This is a genomic window from Kitasatospora cystarginea, from assembly GCF_039533515.1.
Classification (GTDB): domain Bacteria; phylum Actinomycetota; class Actinomycetes; order Streptomycetales; family Streptomycetaceae; genus Kitasatospora; species Kitasatospora cystarginea.
Genome location: NZ_BAAATR010000010.1, coordinates 115,033 through 131,926, shown reverse-complemented (window position 1 = coordinate 131,926; position 16,894 = coordinate 115,033). Strand labels below are relative to the sequence as shown.

Below are 16,894 nucleotides of genomic sequence, written 5' to 3'. Positions count from 1 at the left end.
TACCGGTGCCGCCGGGGCAGCCCGGGTACCGGCACCTGCCGCCGGTACCCGGAACGCAAACCGGCCGTACGACTCCCCTGCGGGTCGCCCTACTGTCCCAGGTGTGTGAACCCGGCCCAGGCCGAGAGGTCGTCGGGCTCGACCTCCCCCGCCCGGGCGGCCAGCGCGGGCGGCATCCCGGGCGGTAGCCGTCTCACCGGATCCAGCATCCACAGCTGGGCCCGGCGCAGCGCCCGCCCGGGCGGTTCCTGCTCACGCCGCAGGTAGTGGTGGGTCATGAACATCAGCACCGAGGTGGCGTCGTCGGGCACCGGCCAGAGCGAACCGATCACCGAACGGGCCCCGGCCACCAGGAAGGCCGTCGCCAGGCTGTAGGCCTCGTTGTGGCCTCGCCCGGAGACATGGCTGCGGCAGGCCGCCAGGACCACCAGCTCCAGCCGCGCGTCCCGCCGGCCGGCCGCCTCGGTCAGCTCCTCGGCCGCCAACTCCCCTCCATTGAAGGAGAGATAGGAGCTGTGGCGCTGGTTGGCGGCGACCGCTGCATGGCAGGCCAGGTGCAGTACACCGCCGCTGCGCCCCTGGTCGCCCGCTCCGCGCAGCCAGCCGAGCACCTCCGCGGGCGTCCCCGCGCCGTCCGCCTCCCCGGCGCCGCGCCGCCCGAGGTAGCTGCCCTGCGGGTAGAAGGCGCGCTGCACGGCGTCGGCCTCCTCACCCGCGTACCGCAGGTCGCCGGTCGGATTGCCGACGATCAGCGCGCTGCCGGTGTGCGGTACGGGCGGCCGCGCGGCCACGTCGCACAGCAGCCGGGCCGAGGCCGCGTACGAGATCTCGGCCCGCTCGACCGCGTAGCGGCGGACTCCCGGGGCAACGGGCTCCCACCAGGCCGCGTGCCACGGCACCACCCCGAGCGCGCCCATCGGAATCAGGATCAGCGACGGCGGGCGGGTGCGTCCTGGCGGCGGCACCAGCAGCTCCAGCAGCGGTTTGACCGCCGCGTACCAGGCCCAGGAGCAGAGCCGGTCCAGCCGGCGGCGCAGCGGCGGCGGGCCGGCCTGCCAGCTGCCGGCGGACGGTGCCGGTCCCAGGTCGCGGGCGGTGGGACCGCCGGGTCCGTACTCGCGCAGCGGTCCGGCGTCCTCCTTGAGCAGCGGCAGCGGCAGCGAGTGCACCCCGCCGTCGGCGGTCACCAGCACTGCCGCGCCGCCGTGGTCGTCCGAGGCGGGCATCAGGTACACCAGGGCGTCGGCCCGCAGGGTGCGCAGGGCGGTGCCGATCTCGGCCGGGGTGGGCGGGTCCAGCAGCCGGGCCGGCGCCGCTCCGCCCTGGTCCGCGCCGCCGTGCTCCGGTCCGGTCAGCGCGGTGAGCACGCGGCGCCGGAGTTCGCTGGGGACGCCCGCGCCGGGCTCGGCCCCACCGCCGGCACCGGTCGCCGTCGCAGCCGATGCGGCCGACGCATCGGCCGCGGCCCGCCACTCCCGTGCAAGGTCGGTCCGCCCGGCGGCGGCCAGCATCTCGGGCACCGACTGCGAGGTGGTCGCGGCGTGCAGCACCAGGCCGCGGCAGGCGTCCAGCGCCTGAACGGCCTCCTCGGGCACCCCGTCCTCCAGGCACCAGGCGGCCGCCTCCAGCGCGGTCGTGGTGGCCTCGGCGGCGGCCTGCGCCGCGTGCTCGGTGCCGGACTGCAGCAACGCCGCCCAGGAGTACCCGCGCAGCGCATCCAGGCCGAGGCGCCGCCCGCGCCGCCGGTCGTCGCGGGCCGGATCCGCCCGGAACCGCAGGGCCCGGCCCAAGGTGAGGCTGATGGAGGCCCAGAGCCGGTGCTCGGGCCCGCCGGCCAGCCGTGCGGCCCGCTCCAGCAGGCCGATACCCGGCTCCATGCCGGGGCGATCGAGCCGCTCACCGGCCTTGGCGCAGCGGGCGCCGCCCAGACAGGCCGCGTAGCGCAGCCAGTCGTCGCTCCCCTCGACGGACAGACTCAGCGCCTCCTGGAGCAGGGCCATGCCTTCGTCCAGGATGCGCGGATCGGATTTCTCGCTCCCTTCCCCGGTGCGGGCCAGACCGGCGTCCCCCAGTACCCAGGCGTGCCGGTCGCGCGGCAACCGGGCGGCCTGGCGCCGCAGTTCGGCCGTGGTCGGGCCGCCGGGCGGCCGGCGGGAGAGCGGTGCGCCGATGGCGCGGGCCAGGTGATCGCGGGCGACCCTGGAGTTCTCCAGCATCGTCCAGACCTCTCCGCGGGAGGGATCCTCGGGGTTGAGCTCGCGGTACACCTCGGCGAGGGTGGCGATACAGCGGTCGGCTCCGGCCAGGTCACCGCGGCGTGCCGCGCGGACCGCCTCGGAGCCAGCGAGCTGGCCCTCCAGCAGCCGGTTCAGATAGGGCGAGTAGACCTGCTGGTTCCGGACCCGGTCCATCACCTGTGCGGCCTCGGCCATGTCGTCCGCGGCGCCGTGCAGCTGACCGCGGTGCCCGGTGGCGAAGGACCGGATCATCTCGATGCACCGGCGCAGGTCCTCGTTCTCGCCGGCAAGACCGTGGGCCGTCTCCAGGTGTCGCAGCGCCTCCGCCAGGCCCGAACCGTCCCCCGCCGTCTCGGCGTTGAGCCGGATGGCGCCCTCGGCACCGTGCAGCGCGCTCAGCAGGACGGGGTCGTCCCGGTGAGCCTCTGCCGCCGCCTCGAAGAGGGCCGTCCGCCGCTCGACCGTGACCCGGTTCCCGTGCGGATCGACCATCGGAATCTGCCGGTGCAGCATCCCGGCGAACTGCCCGTACCCCGGTCCGGTCGGGTCCATGGTGAGCCACTGCGCGTACAGGCGGTCGAACTCCTGCAGGAGCTGGTCGTGCCCGCCGACGTCGTTGGCCAGGTTGGTGAAGTCCTGGTCGCTGAGGTTGAGGAAGTTCTCGCCGCGCTCGAAGCCCCCCAGCAGTTCCAGATAGCTCTGGTACACCTCCTGGTACTGCTGCCCGAACGAGTCGTCCCTGACGGCGAGGCCCAGCTCCACCAGCTCGCTCCGGCACCAGACGTGCACCGCCGTGATCATCCGGCGGACGTCCGGATCACAGCCGTCGTCCGCCAGCGCCGCGGTGCAAGCCCGGTCCACCATCCGCAGGCGCTCCGGATCCTCGTCCACCCGGTAACGGCGCTGCTGGAGCATCGCCACCAGCCCCGCCACCCGCCAGGCCGGTCCGTCGCGTTCGGGTTCCCAGCGTTCGAAGGCGAGTTGGGCCAGCTCGAGCGCCCGGTCTCGGCCGCCGGTGTCGTCCCGCTCGGCGGCCCGGTCGTAGAGCAGTTGACCGAAGGCCGCCAGATACGGCGGCGGCAGCTCGTCCATGGCACCGGGCTCGGCCAGCAGCGGCTCCAACTCGGCCAGTGCGGCGCCGACCTGGCTCCGGTCGTCCCAGTTGCTCCAGAGCAGGGCCCGGATGTACACCTGCCTGGCCGCGGCCTCCCGCCCCCACCACGGCCGCTCGGCCGGAGCCCGCCCGGCTTCGACCAGGGCCAGTCCGAACTCGGCCCTCGCCTGCTCCAGCAGGTCCCGGTCCGTGGTGAGGTGGCCGTGCGCCATCAGGGCGCTGGCGAGTCCGTAGTGCAGCAGCCCGAGGTCGCTGTCCGGCGGCGCGGCGGCGATCGCCTCGCGGTAGTGCGCGGCCGCGCTCTCGGCGTCCGGGACGCCGCCACCGATCCGGTACCGCTCGTGGTGCAGTCCGCCGATCTCCTCGTGCAGTTCGGCGAACTGCCGGCTGCCGGGCGTCTGGTCCACCAGGGCGGCGTAGTGCAGCTCCAGCGCCCGGCCCAGCAACTCCCGGCGCACGGCCACGTCCTGGTCGGCGGCCTGCTGCCAGCGCAGCCGGGCGAACCGGGAGAGCAGGTAGCGGCCGAGCACCCTGACGTGCTCGTACGGCGAGTCCAACACCGGAGCCGCCAGGCCGTGGGCGATCAGCTCCTCCGCTCGGTCCAGCAGTTGCCGATCGGGCTGCTCGTCGTAGTGGAAGACCAGGACGTGTCCGTAGACGATCCGCCAGGCGTCCCAGACCTCCTCGTCGTCGTCCGGCCGGGCAAAGGCCCGCTCGAAGGCCTCGGCGGCCAGCCGCAGGTCCTCCGCCCGCTCCTGCCGGAGGAACAGTTCGTAGCTGAGGTCCCCGGCCAGGCCCCAGAGCGCGGGGCCGTCCGGCTCGTCGAAGGATCCGTCGACAAGGCCGTCGAGCAGCTGGTCCCGCTCCCGGCGGATCTCCTGCTCCGACATCTCGTTGGGTCCCCGGCCGTCCTCCGCCGTGTCCCCCTCCGTTGCCGTCACGGGGCGAGCCTCGCGTGGTAGGGCTCCAACAGCGCGTCGAGCCACCGCCGGCCCTCGACGGTGTCGAGGTCGACGGGCGTGACCGGCGCCTCCTCGATCGCCTCCGGCAGGCAGCGGTCACCGAAGAGCACCAGGACCCGGTCCCCGGGCTCGCGTTTGGAGGGCCAGAGGAAACCCTGCGCCCAGGAGTCGGTGTGTTCCCGGATCCAGTGGCCCCAGTCCCGGGTGAACGGGTACTCGGCGGCCTCCGCCTGGACCAGCCAGGAGTCCTGCGCGACGCCCGCCAGGTCCCGCCCGGTCACCAGCGACACCAGCTCCACTTCGGCGGCCAGCCGCAGGTACGACAGCCGGCGCCCGCGCACCGCGGCCCGCGGCACCAGCCGCGGCGAACCGTCCACATCGAACGGCACCGACCGCAGCAGCGACTCGCAGACCGCCGCCTCCGCCGTCAGGCCCGCGTACAGATAGCCGTACGGGTCGCAACGGGTGGCGTCGAACCGGCCGCCACCGTAAAGGCAGTGCGTCGGAACGGGGTTGAACTCCGTGCCGGAGCGGCGTGCCGAGTGCAGCCGGTAGAGCGGGGTGCCCGGTGCCAGGGTGACCTTGGTCGGCGTACCTGGCAGCGCCCGGGGCGGCCTCGTGTTCGCCATCGGACTACTCCCCCTCCGCCAGATACCGTGCGGCGTCCACCACTTGGCCCTCCCGGTCGGTGCCGAGCAGTTCGGCCGGGCCGGACCCGAGCCAGGCGTTGGCCGAGAGCCACCAGTCCGCGACCGCCCAGGGGTCCTGCTCGGCGTCCAGCAGGAGGTTCACCTCAAGCACGGCGGGCCGGAGCCGGCCGCCCGCGCCGAACTGGAAGTCCGGCAGCCGCTCCGTGCCGCCCGGGCCCGGCAGCCGCAGCAGCCCCGGCGTCGCCGGGTCGCCGCCCAGCAGCCGCAGCTCCACCTCGTCCAACGCCGGTGCGGCCAGCAGCCGTTGACGCACCGTGCCGAGTACCGGACCGACCATGTGGTGACCGTCGAGCACCAGCACGGCCAGATCGTCCGGCTTGAAGCCCGGGTGCGCGTACTCCTGCGCGGCGCCGTCGAACCGGGCTCCCGCGCCAGGGTCGAGCAGCTCGGCCTCCCGCCCGGGCAGCGAGTCCAGCAGCAGCCGGGCCGCCCGCGCCGAGAGGTCCGCGTGGCCGGTGTCGTCCTGGCCGAGTGACCTCAAGGTCTCGAGCAGTCCGGCGAGTTGCCGTAGGGACTCCGGGGGGAGTAGCCGCGACAGCCGCTCCCAGTCGGCCGCGGCAGCCGCCAGCACGCGGTACGGGTTCATCGCATCCTTCCAACCGGGCCCACCGAGGCCGCCGAGGCTGCCGGAGCCGCCGGGTCCGCCCCGGTGAGCAGCCGTTCCACCAGGTCCGCCACAGCCGTCCGGCGCACCACCAGGTGCACCTCCCAGTCCGCGCCACGCGCCAGTTCCGCGTCCACGGCCGCCCAGAGCGCGGCGATGCTGGCCTCGTGGCGCAGACCACCGCGCCCGGAGCCGAGCAGCGGGAGGCAGACCGACCGCAGCGGCGGGTCGAACCGGGCTCGTTCCTCGGCCAGCAGGGTGAAGACCCTGGCGACCGCCCGGGTCACGTCGGCCGGCAGGACGTCGTAGTCATTGGTCCCCGGCCTGGGCACGGCGACCGCCGCGTGGTAGATCCGGCGGATGCCCTGCTCCGCGAGCGCGCCGGAGCCGACCGCCGCCACCGCGCCGGGAAGGACCGCCCGGCCCGGCGCTCCGTACCGGGCGGTCCACCTCCGCAGCTCGTCGTGGACCAGGTCCTCGACGAGCTCCCCCGTCGGTCCGCGGAGCGCACCCGCCCGCCGGAGCGAGGCGGAGACCGAGGATTTGTAAGGTTCCGGCAGGGCGAGGTAGGTATTGGTCGGCGAGACCACCACGTCCACGTCCCGCAGCAGGTCGACCGGGTGGACGTGCAGCGTGACCGCCACGGTCCGGCCGCCCACCCGCACCCGCAACTCGCGGTGCCCGCCGGTGAGCGGGACGGCCGACGGCTGGTCCGTAACGGGCGCCGACTCGACCGCCGCCTGCGCGCTGAGCCGTACCACCTGTTCCGCGAGCTCCCCGAGCACCATCACCTCCTGGTGCTTGCGGAACCGCTCGACACTCACCCCGTACACCCCGGCCGCGCGCTTGCGCCGGTCGGCCGGGGGCCAGTCGCGGGTGCCCTGGGCCAGGCCCAGGCTGTACTCGGCGGCCGACCGGAGCGTGCCCGAGTCGATCCCGGCCAGCGCCAGCCGCAGCAGCCGCTCGACGGAGGCGGCACGGTACTCCGGCCCGGCGGACGGCTCGACCGCACTCGCGGCGCTGGTCAGCGACGGCAGCTCCAGCTCGCGCAGCCGCACCAGGCCGGCTCGCCGCACCTCCCGCACCTCCCTCAGGACTGACACATGGTCAGGCAGGTCTGTCTGCGGCATGCCCGAAGGATCGCACCGCCGCGACGGCTACGACAAGTCGGTTCCCGCCTCTCCATCCAACCGTCCCGGCCGGTCGGCCGCCGGGCGGTTCCTGGTCGAAGTCCGGTCGTCGCGACGGCCCTTCGCTCCGGGCCGCGCAGCGCACGAGGAAGCTCCCCACCGATCCGGTGCGTCCGTGCGGGATCGAAATCCCGGGCATGGAAAGCGTGAGCGACCCCGGCTCCGCGCGGACCACCCGATGCCCGGACGAGACCCGCCGGGTCAGCCGGCCGCGCTCTCCAAGTCGCCCCACAGATAGGCTGGTTCGAGCAGCGCGGTACGCAGCACCGCCTCCGCCGCGGTGAGCTCGTCGACCGACCGGGCGGCCAACGCGACGCCCACGGTGGGAAGTTCCTCGAAGCCGGCGGTCGGGATGGTGGGCAGCAGCGTCGCCCCGAACCTGGTGAGCCGGGCGGCGACCCGGTCCAGCTGGTCGAGCAGCGCGGACTGCGAAAGCCGGACCCCGAGCGGCACCTGGTCGATGGTGCGTACGCAGTGACCGGCCGGGCCGCGTACGGCGTCGAGCCGGGCCCGCAGCATGAAGGCCACGGCCGGGCCGGTGAGCCGGAGGTTGGTCTCGGTCGGGGCGAGCCGACCGGCCCGGTCCACCACGAAGTCGATGTCGTACCAGCCCCGGTGGCCCTCCTCGGCGAGCGCCCGGCCCACCGTCTCGCCGAAGGCGCGGGCCGGGCCGGCGAGCACTTCCGGCACCACGCCCGGCCCGACCGTCGCACCCCGGTAGTGGACGCCCTCGACGTCCATCACCGCCACGCCCACGGCATGGACGCCGCCGTCCTCGGCGATCACCCCGTCGAAGGTGAGGTCGGGGAAGCGACGATGGGCGGCTATGTACTCCTCGACCAGGATCCCGCCACCCGGCGGCAGGACGCCCGCTGCCGTCAGCTCGCGCAGCGCCGCCCGGGGACCGCCCGCCGCTGCGACCCGGCCGGCCGTCAGTACCGCGGTGCCGTAACCGCCCACACCGTGCGGCGCCTTGAGGACGACGGTCCGTCCTAGGGCGGCGTGCTCCCGTACCAGCCTGGTCAGCTCGCGCGGCGAGCCCGCCAGCCGCTGCTCGGGCACCCGGACGGCGGGGTGCTGCGCGGCGAGCCGGGCGAACAGCACGTGCGACTCGGCCTTGGACTCGAAGCGCCGCACGGCTTCCAGCACCCCGCTCCGTACGCCGCCCCGGCCCCACGGGCCGCCGCCGTCGCCCGGCTTCGCGGCCGGTGCGGCGGTCGCTCCCCACGGCCGGACGGGCAGCCCGAGCTCACCGATCCGCTGCCGCAGTGCGGGACGGGCCGCGAGCCCCTCGGCGAGCGTGGAGTCCTCGCCGGCGACCCCGCTGTGCAGTTCCACCGGCTCCCAGTCGAGGGCGCCGGTCAGCCCGCGGAGCCAGCCCTCCTCGATCTGGAGCGGGAGGACCAGCACCGCGGGGTGCGGAGTGTAGAAGGCGGCCAGGCAGGAGTAGTGGTGACCCAGCCGCCGCAGTTCCGTGCTCTGCGGCAGGAACTGCGCGTTGAAGTCGGCGACGTTGCCGAGGTGGACGGCCCGTCGGCCCCCCGTCCAGGCGTCCTGCCACGTTGCGGCTCGCACCGTCCGAGACTACGGCCCGGCCGGCCCCGCCAGGGCCGAATCGCCACACCCGATCTGCTCGGCGGCGCCGCGCGTCACGCCTCGCCGGGATGCCAGGCCGGCCACTCCCAGGGGCGGTCGTCCCACTGCACCCGTACCGGGTCGTGCGGGTCGAGGTCAGGGAAGAGCTGCTTGATCCGGGGCTCGAACTCCTCGGGTGCGAGCGGCTCCCACCCGACACCGTGGAAGTGCACCAGCCGGTAGCGGCTGTCCGTACGGAACTCGGCGATCTTCACCAGCGGCTCCTGCTCGGCCGCGACGTCATCCTTGTGGCTGCTCATGGACTCAGCATCGACGGGGCGGCGGCTTCACGCACCCGCACGGCCGCCGTGCGGATGCCGTACCCCGCCGTCCCCCGAAGCCGCGACCCGAGCCGCAGATCGTGCCTCACCTCATGCCGCGGCCCGGACCGCACCCGGCAGCACTCCACGGGCCGGACACCGGCTCCAAGCTCTTCCCAAACGGGCGTTCCGCCCTGCGTCCCTGGCTCGTTGAACACGGCGGCCCGCCGCTCGGTGCGGGCACGAACGCGCGGGAGGACGTGTGGAAGAGAAGTGGCAGCCACCGTGGACGTACGAGTGGGAGCAGCCGCCCCCGGACGCCCCGCCCACACCGGAGGCTCCGCCCACACCGGCCGCACCACCAGCACCGGCTACACCGCCCCCACCAGCCGCACCACCGACATCGGCGACACCGCCCCCACCGGAGGCCCCGCCCACACCAGCCGCACCACCGACACCGCCCCCACTGGCCGTAACACTGGCACCGCCGTCGGCCCCGTGGGAGCCGCCGGTCACCTTCCCGCCGCCCCCGGGTCGCCGGGCCCGCCGGGCGGTGATGGTGGCGGGCGGCCTGGCCGGGTGCGCGCTGCTGGGCGGTCTGCTGGCCACCTGCGGGCCGTCCGGCGGACACACCGACGCGCTGGTCACCGCACCGGTGTCCGGCAGTCCGTCCCTCGAAGGAACCTCGGTCCTCCGCTCGGCCGCTCCTCGCACGAGCTCCGCGAGCCCCTCGGCCTCGCCATCCGACTCGGCCTCGCCCACACCGTCGGCGGCCCCGGTCGAGAGCCCGTCGGCCGACGTCGCGACGGCGGAGGACCACTCCGACGCTCAGCCCGAACAGCCGCGGACGCCTCGTCAACACAGCCGGCCCAGACCCGCCGCCCCGCACCGCCACGACTCCCACGCCGGATCGCCGCCGACCGCCCCGACCGGCCTGTTCCCCTCGCTCAGGGTGTGCGCCGAGGCCGAGCGGCTCGGCCAGTGGGCGCCGGGTTCGGAACAGGCCAGGATCTGCCGCGGCCTCTACGGCAACTGAGCGAGCACCCGCTCCCGGCCACCGGCCGGCCCTACCGCGGCACCGCGTCCCGGTAGTGCACCGCCCCGCACGTCCCAGCGGGGCACCGGCCGGAGGCCACGGCCTACCCGCGCGGCGCCTTCTCCCCGTGGACGGCGGTGTACTCGGCGGCCAGCCACGGCGCCAGCTCCTCGACCAGCATCGTGAGCAGCGCCGCGTCGCCGCTCCGCGTCCGGGCGACCGTCAGGGCGGTACGCATCCGCTCGGCCCGCTCGGGGTAGTAGCGCGCGAAGATCTCGACGGAGGCGGTGAGGTCGCTGGTCCACCCGCCCCAGCGGGGCATCACCAGCGTGAATCCGGTACGGACCAGGCGACGCGAGACGCTGCGGCCGAGTGCCCTGAGCTCGTCCTCGGAGCCCTCCGCCGCCACCGCCTCCGCCAGCCGCTCACGCCAGCGCGGGATCGCCGCTGCCAGGTCACCGTTGGTCTCCCGGGCCAGCAGCGAGGACGGCCGGTAGCGGGGCAGCCGGGCGGCCAGGTCCTCGCCGAGCAGCGGGGTGCACAGGCAGGCGAGGAACCAGCCGAGGTCGTACCGTTCGAGTTCGCTCAGCAGGACAGGCTCGCTGAACAGCAGCACTCCGCCACCCATGATCTGCGGGAACTCCGCGTCGAGCGCCGCCAGGACGTCCGCGGCCGCCGCCCGGTCGTCGGCGGTCGGCTCCCGGCGCAGCGCCAGCAGCAGGTCGAGGTCACAGACGCCGGGAACGGCGGTGCCGCGCGGGATGCTGCCGTACAGGTAGGCGCTGTGCAGCAGCGACGGGCCGAAGCTGTCGGCGATCCGGGTACGGGCCGCCTCCACCACCGGCGCGAAGGCGTCCGGCACCCGGCTCAGCGCGCCCTCCCGGGCGATGTACCCGTCGGCGTCCAGCCCCCGGTCCGTCGTCTCGATCCCAGCCGCCGTCACTGCTCGCCCCTCCCGGTACCGTCGCTCACGGCAGCACTCTGCCGCAGGCGGGCCCGGCCGGGCGAACCGTTATCGCAGGCCGGCCATCGGCGCCCCGGCCGTCAACACCCGCTCAGAGATCCTTGACCAGCCGCTCGAAGCGCAGGTCCGGCCGGCGCGGTACCCCGAAGCGCTCGTCGCCGTAGGGGAACGGCAGGTGGACGCCGCTGCGACGGTAGCCCCTGCGCTCGTACCAGGCGATCAGCTCGGCCCGCTGCTCGATCACCGTCATCTCAAGCTCGGCGGCGCCCCACTGCTCACGTGCGACGCGCTCGGCATGTGCGAGCACGGCCCGGCCGAGTCCGCCGCCCTGGCGCTCCGGACGGACCGAGAACATACCGAAGTACGCGATGTGGCCGCGCCGTTCGAGCTGGCAGCAGGCCAGCAGCTCGCCGTCCCGTTCGGCGACCAGGACCAGGCCGTGCGGGTGCTCGATCGCCTCGGTGACGCCCGCAGCGTCGGTGCGGCGGCCGTCCAGCAGATCGGCCTCGGTGGTCCACCCGGCCCGGCTGGCCTCGCCCCGGTACGCGGACTCGACCAGCGCGACCAGCGCGGGCACGTCCGCCGCCACGGCCGGGCGGAACGTCAGCTCAGCACCCCTGGACGACACTCGTCCCTCCTACCTCACGACTGTCTGCGGGCCGCCGGTTTCGACCAGTCCCCTGCATCGTGCCACACCGGCCGACGTTCTCGCGGCGTGGCCGTCCACAGCGGGCGAAGATCATTTCGTCGAGCCTGCCGGCGCGTGCGGGACGGCGGTGCGCACCTCCGGCATCCCGGGTCCGGGCTGGCGGCGGCGCCGGCGCAGCCAGACGTAAAGGACCACGCACGGCGCCAGCAGGCCGCTGACGGTGAGGACGAGGAACGCCGTGAAGCCGGCGATGTGCCCGATCAGCCACCCGAAGTTCTGCCCGAAGAAACCGACCACGAAGGACAGCGGGAGGAATACGGTCGCGAGGATCGTGAGCCGCTCCATCGTGTCGCTCTGCCGAAGGTTGATCTTGTTCTGCTCGACGGAGATCACCGCGATGTTCGCCTCCAGAACGGTGGCCAGCAGGTCACGCTGGGCGGCGACCTCCTCGTTGACCAGCAGCAGGTGGTCGTGCACGTCGCGGAAGTACGGCAGTAGTTCGGTCGGTGACTTGCCGGGCTGCAGCCGCCGGTTGAGCACGGCGAGCAGCGGGTGCACGGCGCGGTAGAAGTCGGTGGCCTCACGGCGGAGGAAGTAGATGCGTTCGGTCGGGGCCACCGCCCCGGAGAAGACCGTGGCCTCGATCTGTTCGATGTCGCGTTCGAGCTCCGAGACGACGGGCGCGTAGCTGTCGACCACCTGGTCGAGGATCGCCCAGAGCGTCGAGGCGGTTCCGGTCCGCAGTAGCTCGGGGCGGCGTTCGAGTCGGCTGCGGGCGCTGGCCAGCTCGCTGGCGATGCCCTGGCGGACTGTGATCACGAACTGTTCGCCGAGGAAGATGCTGATCTCGCCGGTGTCGACCTCCTCACGCTCGTCGTCGTAGCGCGCGGTGCGCAGGATGATCAGCTCCGTGCCGTCCTCGTACTGCTCGGCCTTCGGCCTCAGATGAAAGGCCTGGGCGTCCTCGACGGCGAGTTCGTGCAGTCCGAAGGTCTCACGCACCCTGGCCAGTTCGTCGGGGCCCGGTTCGAACATGCCGAGCCATACGAAGCCGCCCTGTGCGCGGCGCGCGGCGGCCTCTTCCAGTGACACCGCGCCCTCGTGCTGCCGGCGCCCGTCGCGGTAGTACGCGCAGTCGACGATCACGGCCGTCCTCCTCACCTCAGGCCGACTGCGCCGCCTGTCGCCCGCCGGCGGCGTAGCGTGCCGTATACGCCTCCAGCAAGATCCTCCTCCGCCCCGGCCGGAATTTCCCCGCGGGCCGACCCGGGGCCGGCGGCTGTTCCTCCCGTACTGCCGCGGTTCCGGCCCCCACCGCCACCGGTCCCCGGGCAGGCCGCAGGGCAGTCACGCATGGCGAACGGTGCTCCATGCGTGACTGCCCTGCTCGGGGCTCGGTCGGTCAGTACTCCGTGCTGACGGTGACGCCGCTGAAGTCGGTGTCGGCGTAGAGGCTGAGGTACCGGTAGCCGGCCGTCGTGTTGGTGACGGTGAGGCTCTGGGTGGTGCCCGGGTTGGTGGACGAGGCCGTGTACGACTCCGGCGAGGCCCAGGTGTTCGGGTCGTAGTACAGATAGGCGGTGCCGGAGCCGCCGGCGGTGGAGACCTTCAGGGCCGTGGTGCCGGCCGGCAGGTAGATGTACAGGTAGTCCAGGTTCCCGGCGCGCTCCGCCCGGTCGGCGCGCGAGCAGTTCTGGCCCATCGCGTCCGTGCGGGGGTCCGTGCAGGTCGGCAGGACGGTGCCGCCGCCGCTGGTGACGGTGACCGAGGCGGGTGTGCTGGCGGTCCTGCCCGAGCTGTCGGTGACGGTCAGCGCGACGGTGTAGGTGCCGGCCGCCGCGTAGGTGTGGCTCGGGTTCCGCTCGGTCGACGAGGTGCCGTCGCCGAAGGTCCAGGACCACGAGGTGAGACTGCCGCTGCCGGTCTCGACGGACTGGTCGGTCAGGCTGACCGTGCTGCCGTTGACCGACTGGCCGAACAGCGCCGTCGGGCCGGGGGCGTAGCAGGCACCCGCCGCACAGCTCGTGAGCCAGCTGTCGAAGTCGGCGTCGTAGGCGGTGCCGAGGCTGTTGTAGACCGCGTAGCCGCCCTGGTAGTCACCGGTGCGGAAGTGGCCGAGCATGGTGTGGACGTCGGTCGGGTGCTTCTCGAACATGTACCGGACCGCGAGGTAGCCCCACGGGTAGACCCGGGTCGAGTCCGAGTTGTCGTACGTGTTCTGGAAGATCGTGCTGAGCTTGTAGGTGTGCTTCGCCGCCTCCTGCATCGCCTGGGTGTCGGTGGTGCCGCGGTAGGCGTAGGACTCGTACTCGGCGACGCCCTCGATCCACCAGACGTCCGGCACGGAGATCTCGGTGCCGAACGTGCCCTTCATGTCGTAGCGACCGTCCAGGTAGTGCGTGTACTCGTGGTTGAGGTTCCACACGTTGGCGACGAAGCCGTCGTTCCACGACTTCTGGTACATCACCGAGACGGCCTGGTTGTTCGGGTCGGTCGGGTCCATCAGCGTCTCGCCGCCGTTGTCGGTCGAGTTGCCGTAGATGGCCCAGGAGTACGTGGTGTAGTCGGCCTTGTTCGCGAAGACCGCGAGCGTGATGGTCTGGTCGTACTGGCCCGGAACCGGGCCGTCGTCCTTGACCAGGTTGTGGAAGAACGGGTCCTCGCCCTGCAGGCTGGAGCAGACCGCGGCCAGGTCGGACGCCGAGAGCGACTCCGCCACGATGGTGCGGTTCGGCGCGCACGCGTACGTGTCCCGCAGCACCGCCGCGGTCAGCTGCGCGGGCAGGTCGCAGACGCCGTAGTACGAGCACTGCGAGCCGTCGAAGGCGTTGGCCTGGTAGGCGGTGTGCACCCACAGCGGGCCGGTCGGGCCGGTGATCGCGGAGGCACCGAGCACCGACTTCACCAGCGGCTTCGCGACGGCCTCGACCGCGGGGCCGTCACCGGTCATCCGGGCGAGGTCGTTGCCCGCGTTGACGTCGAGGAAGGCGTTCGCGCCGTTCAACAGTCCCTTGTTGTTGATCGCGAAGGTGCTCAGGGTGTCGAGGATGCTCGGGTCGGCGGTGACGGCGGCGACGAAGTCCGGGTTCCAGTTGGCGCGCCACAGCGGCGCGAGGAGCACCGCGTTGACCGCGTTCACCATGCTGGGGATCGCGTCGTAGGAGCTGTTGTAGCCGTTCAGCTCCTGCTTGTAGACGTTGAGGTAGTCGCCCTGCAGGTTCGCGCTGTCGGTGAGCACCAGCACGTCGTACAGCACGTCGCCGTTGCTCGCGGTGACGTCCGCCGCGTGCGGGTTGGCGAAGAAGGCGTCCAGTCCGGCCTTGCTCGCCGCCGACAGCTTCGCGTCGTAACCGCCCACGGAGGACGCGTTGTTGGACTGGACGAAGTACCCGGCACGGAGGAACAGCACCGACTGCCAGATGCCGGCGGAGTCGTCACCGCCGTAGCCCGTCGCCAGTTTCCGGAAGGCGTCGGCGACGCTGAGCATCTGCGGTTCCCGGAAGATGCTGCCCGCGCTGGTGCCGGTGACGTTGAAGAGGGTGTTGACGCAGTCGGTGGTCGAGGACTCCACGTACGAGACCAGCGCGTCGCCGGACCGGCTGCCGAAGTCGGCCGGGGTGCAGCTCTGCGCCCGCGGGGCGGCAAGGGCGGTCGGCCTGGCCGCGGCCGGCTTGGCCGCAGGCGCGCCCTGGGCCGTCTGCACGGCGGTACCGGACGGATGCCCCATCACCGCCTGGCCGAGCAGGGCCGGCGGGAGCGGGGTGGCGACCGGGGCGAAGTCCTCCGAGCCGCCCGGGATGGTGGCGCCAAGCGGCTTCGGGAGGGCGGCTGACACCGCGGCAGCCGGCTTGGCGGGGGCCGGGGCGGACGCGGCGAGGGCGGGTGCCGGCAGCAGGCCGACAGCGGACGCGCAGCCGGCGACGACGCCGGCCACCAACCTGGACATGGGTATTCGTAAACGCACTGATGGTCCATTTCCTGGGTGGGGGAAGCTCATTGAGCGTCAGGCAGGGGGTGAGGGGGTGAGGGTTGACGAAATCCTGTCACCGGGCTGCCGGAGCGGACAATGCGTGAAGGGGATATCAGAATGCGCGGATCCGCCATAACACCGGCCCGCACGGCGAGTTGGCGGGCGTGCCCACGACCCCGGGCGCGGTGGTCACGGGCGCGGTGGTGACGAGCAAGTGGTCACGGGCGCGGTGGTGACGAGCAAGTGGTCACGGGCGCGGCGCGCGGTAGGTTCTCGAGGCCCAGGCCTGGAAGTGCGGCGAGCCGGCGATCAGTTCCCGGTAGGCCGCGGTCGCGGCGCCGAACAGGGCCTCGACCACCGTCCCGGTCATCGCCGCGGGCCGCCAGGCGAGCAGGTAGCGGGCCCAGAGCGGCGTGCCCATCAGGGGTTTGACGACCACGTCCGCCAGCGGCCGGGTGGTCGCCTGGACGACGGAGACGCCGAGGCCGTCGGCGATCATGTCCTGGAGCTCCAGCCGGTCGCCGAGGAACTCGTGCACCGTCGCCGGGGCGAAGCCGGCCGAGGCGCACGCCGTGAGGAAGACCCCGGGCCAGCCGGCGCCGTCATCGGGGGTCAGGAACCAGGCCTCCTCGGCCAGGTCGGCCAGCGCGATCTCGGTGCGGTGTCGGAGCCGGTGACCGGCGGCCAGGGCCACGAAGCTCGGTTCGGTGACGATGCCCCGGTGCGCGACCGTTTCGGAGTGCCGCAGCTCCATGCCCGGGTAGTCGACGGCGATGGCGACGTCCAGGCTGTCCTGTTCCAGGAGCTCGACGATCTCCGAGGAGCGGTAGACGCTGCTCACCGTGAACAGCAGGTCGGGCATCTGCGCTCTGGCCCGGGACAGCAGACCGGGCAGGATCGGCGAGTTGGTGGCCGCCAGCCGCAGCTCCCGGCGGCTCTGCGCGGCCTCCTCGGCCGATCGGCGACCGAGGCAGTCGGCCCGCGCCAGCACCTCGCGCGCGGCCGCCAGCACCTCGGTACCGAAGCCGGTCGGCGCCACACCGGAGGCCGTTCGCTCGAACAGCGGCGCGCCGAGATGCCGCTCGATCCGGCGCAGCTGGGTACTGGTGGCGGGCTGCGAGGCCCCGAGCGCCACGGCAGCCCGACCCACGCTGCCGGTGTCGGCGATCGTGCACAACACCCGAAGATGCCGAAGCTCCAACTCCACAGGGTGCCCCCTCCCTTGCCCGGGGAGCCGGTCACGCCCTCCCGATGGCGCGCTTGGCTCACCACTCCCGCCTCTGTCATGGCACATGTGACATGACAGACCCTGTTCACGATCTCGCCGCCTCCATTTCGCGTCAAGCCCGTCCCGCCGCACGCCCTCCACCACCGCGGACGGCTACGCGCACTTCGTCGCCCTCGCCGCCCGACGAGCCGTCGAGCCGTCGAGCCGTCGACGGCCACGACCGCACCACGAGAACGGGCCTGCGTCCAGGATCAGTGCAGTGCGTCGATCAGCTGGGGCGGTGCCAGAAGGCGGGCCGGCGGGCCGATGGTTTCCGGGATCAGGCGCACGGGCCC

The 16,894-nt window shown here is 73.3% G+C and carries 12 protein-coding genes; 1 reads left to right on the top strand and 11 read right to left on the bottom strand.

Annotated elements, in window-relative coordinates; all coding sequences use genetic code 11:
* Positions 1-89: 89 nt before the first annotated feature.
* The 6 genes from ABD369_RS13950 to ABD369_RS13925 all read right to left on the bottom strand — a co-directional run bounded on the left by ABD369_RS13950 (position 90) and on the right by ABD369_RS13925 (position 8,712).
* A complete protein-coding gene (locus ABD369_RS13950; RefSeq protein ID WP_344636680.1) occupies positions 90-4,292 on the bottom strand; it encodes a CHAT domain-containing protein in 4,203 nt (1,400 codons plus the stop codon).
* Positions 4,289-4,942 (bottom strand): RES family NAD+ phosphorylase, encoded by a 654-nt coding sequence (locus ABD369_RS13945; protein ID WP_344636679.1) that lies wholly within the window; start codon positions 4,940-4,942, stop codon positions 4,289-4,291. Before ABD369_RS13945 ends, ABD369_RS13950 begins: the two co-directional genes overlap by 4 nt.
* A 4-nt stretch (positions 4,943-4,946) precedes the next feature.
* Positions 4,947-5,609, bottom strand: coding sequence for a hypothetical protein (locus tag ABD369_RS13940; protein WP_344636678.1), 663 nt, complete (start codon positions 5,607-5,609; stop codon positions 4,947-4,949).
* Positions 5,606-6,757 (bottom strand): macro domain-containing protein, encoded by a 1,152-nt coding sequence (locus tag ABD369_RS13935; RefSeq protein WP_344636677.1) that lies wholly within the window; start codon positions 6,755-6,757, stop codon positions 5,606-5,608. The genes ABD369_RS13940 and ABD369_RS13935 overlap by 4 nt, the downstream gene beginning before the upstream one ends.
* 261 nt (positions 6,758-7,018) lie before the next feature.
* Entirely contained in the window at positions 7,019-8,392 is a 1,374-nt protein-coding gene (locus tag ABD369_RS13930) for an ATP-grasp domain-containing protein (protein ID WP_344636676.1), read from the bottom strand.
* Between the two features lie 74 nt (positions 8,393-8,466).
* On the bottom strand, positions 8,467-8,712 hold the full coding sequence (locus tag ABD369_RS13925) for a hypothetical protein (RefSeq protein ID WP_344636675.1): 246 nt from the start codon (positions 8,710-8,712) through the stop codon (positions 8,467-8,469).
* Positions 8,713-9,268: 556 nt separating this feature from the next.
* Here ABD369_RS13925 and ABD369_RS13920 point away from each other — a divergent pair.
* The gene (locus ABD369_RS13920; RefSeq protein WP_344636674.1) at positions 9,269-9,748 is read left to right on the top strand and encodes a hypothetical protein; all 480 of its coding nucleotides are present in this window, start codon (positions 9,269-9,271) and stop codon (positions 9,746-9,748) included.
* Between the two features lie 103 nt (positions 9,749-9,851).
* On the opposite strand, the gene ABD369_RS13915 is transcribed toward ABD369_RS13920, so the two are convergent.
* From ABD369_RS13915 to ABD369_RS13895, 5 genes are all read right to left on the bottom strand, one after another.
* Positions 9,852-10,691 (bottom strand): nucleotidyltransferase, encoded by an 840-nt coding sequence (locus tag ABD369_RS13915; RefSeq protein WP_344636673.1) that lies wholly within the window; start codon positions 10,689-10,691, stop codon positions 9,852-9,854.
* A 112-nt stretch (positions 10,692-10,803) separates the two neighbouring features.
* Entirely contained in the window at positions 10,804-11,340 is a 537-nt protein-coding gene (locus tag ABD369_RS13910; protein WP_344636672.1) for a GNAT family N-acetyltransferase, read from the bottom strand.
* 111 nt (positions 11,341-11,451) lie between these two features.
* A complete protein-coding gene (locus ABD369_RS13905; RefSeq protein WP_344636671.1) occupies positions 11,452-12,507 on the bottom strand; it encodes a magnesium and cobalt transport protein CorA in 1,056 nt (351 codons plus the stop codon).
* Between the two features lie 256 nt (positions 12,508-12,763).
* Positions 12,764-15,307 (bottom strand): collagenase, encoded by a 2,544-nt coding sequence (locus ABD369_RS13900; protein ID WP_344636670.1) that lies wholly within the window; start codon positions 15,305-15,307, stop codon positions 12,764-12,766.
* 271 nt (positions 15,308-15,578) lie between these two features.
* A complete protein-coding gene (locus ABD369_RS13895; RefSeq protein ID WP_344636669.1) occupies positions 15,579-16,538 on the bottom strand; it encodes a LysR family transcriptional regulator in 960 nt (319 codons plus the stop codon).
* Positions 16,539-16,894 lie beyond the last annotated feature (356 nt).

Coding starts and splice junctions, on each gene's coding strand:
- ABD369_RS13945 (WP_344636679.1), bottom strand. CDS start 4,942: ATGGCGAACACGAGGCCGCCCCGGGCGCTGCCAGGTACGCCGACCAAG.
- ABD369_RS13940 (WP_344636678.1), bottom strand. CDS start 5,609: ATGAACCCGTACCGCGTGCTGGCGGCTGCCGCGGCCGACTGGGAGCGG.
- ABD369_RS13935 (WP_344636677.1), bottom strand. CDS start 6,757: ATGCCGCAGACAGACCTGCCTGACCATGTGTCAGTCCTGAGGGAGGTG.
- ABD369_RS13925 (WP_344636675.1), bottom strand. CDS start 8,712: ATGAGCAGCCACAAGGATGACGTCGCGGCCGAGCAGGAGCCGCTGGTG.
- ABD369_RS13920 (WP_344636674.1), top strand. CDS start 9,269: ATGGTGGCGGGCGGCCTGGCCGGGTGCGCGCTGCTGGGCGGTCTGCTG.
- ABD369_RS13900 (WP_344636670.1), bottom strand. CDS start 15,307: ATGTCCAGGTTGGTGGCCGGCGTCGTCGCCGGCTGCGCGTCCGCTGTC.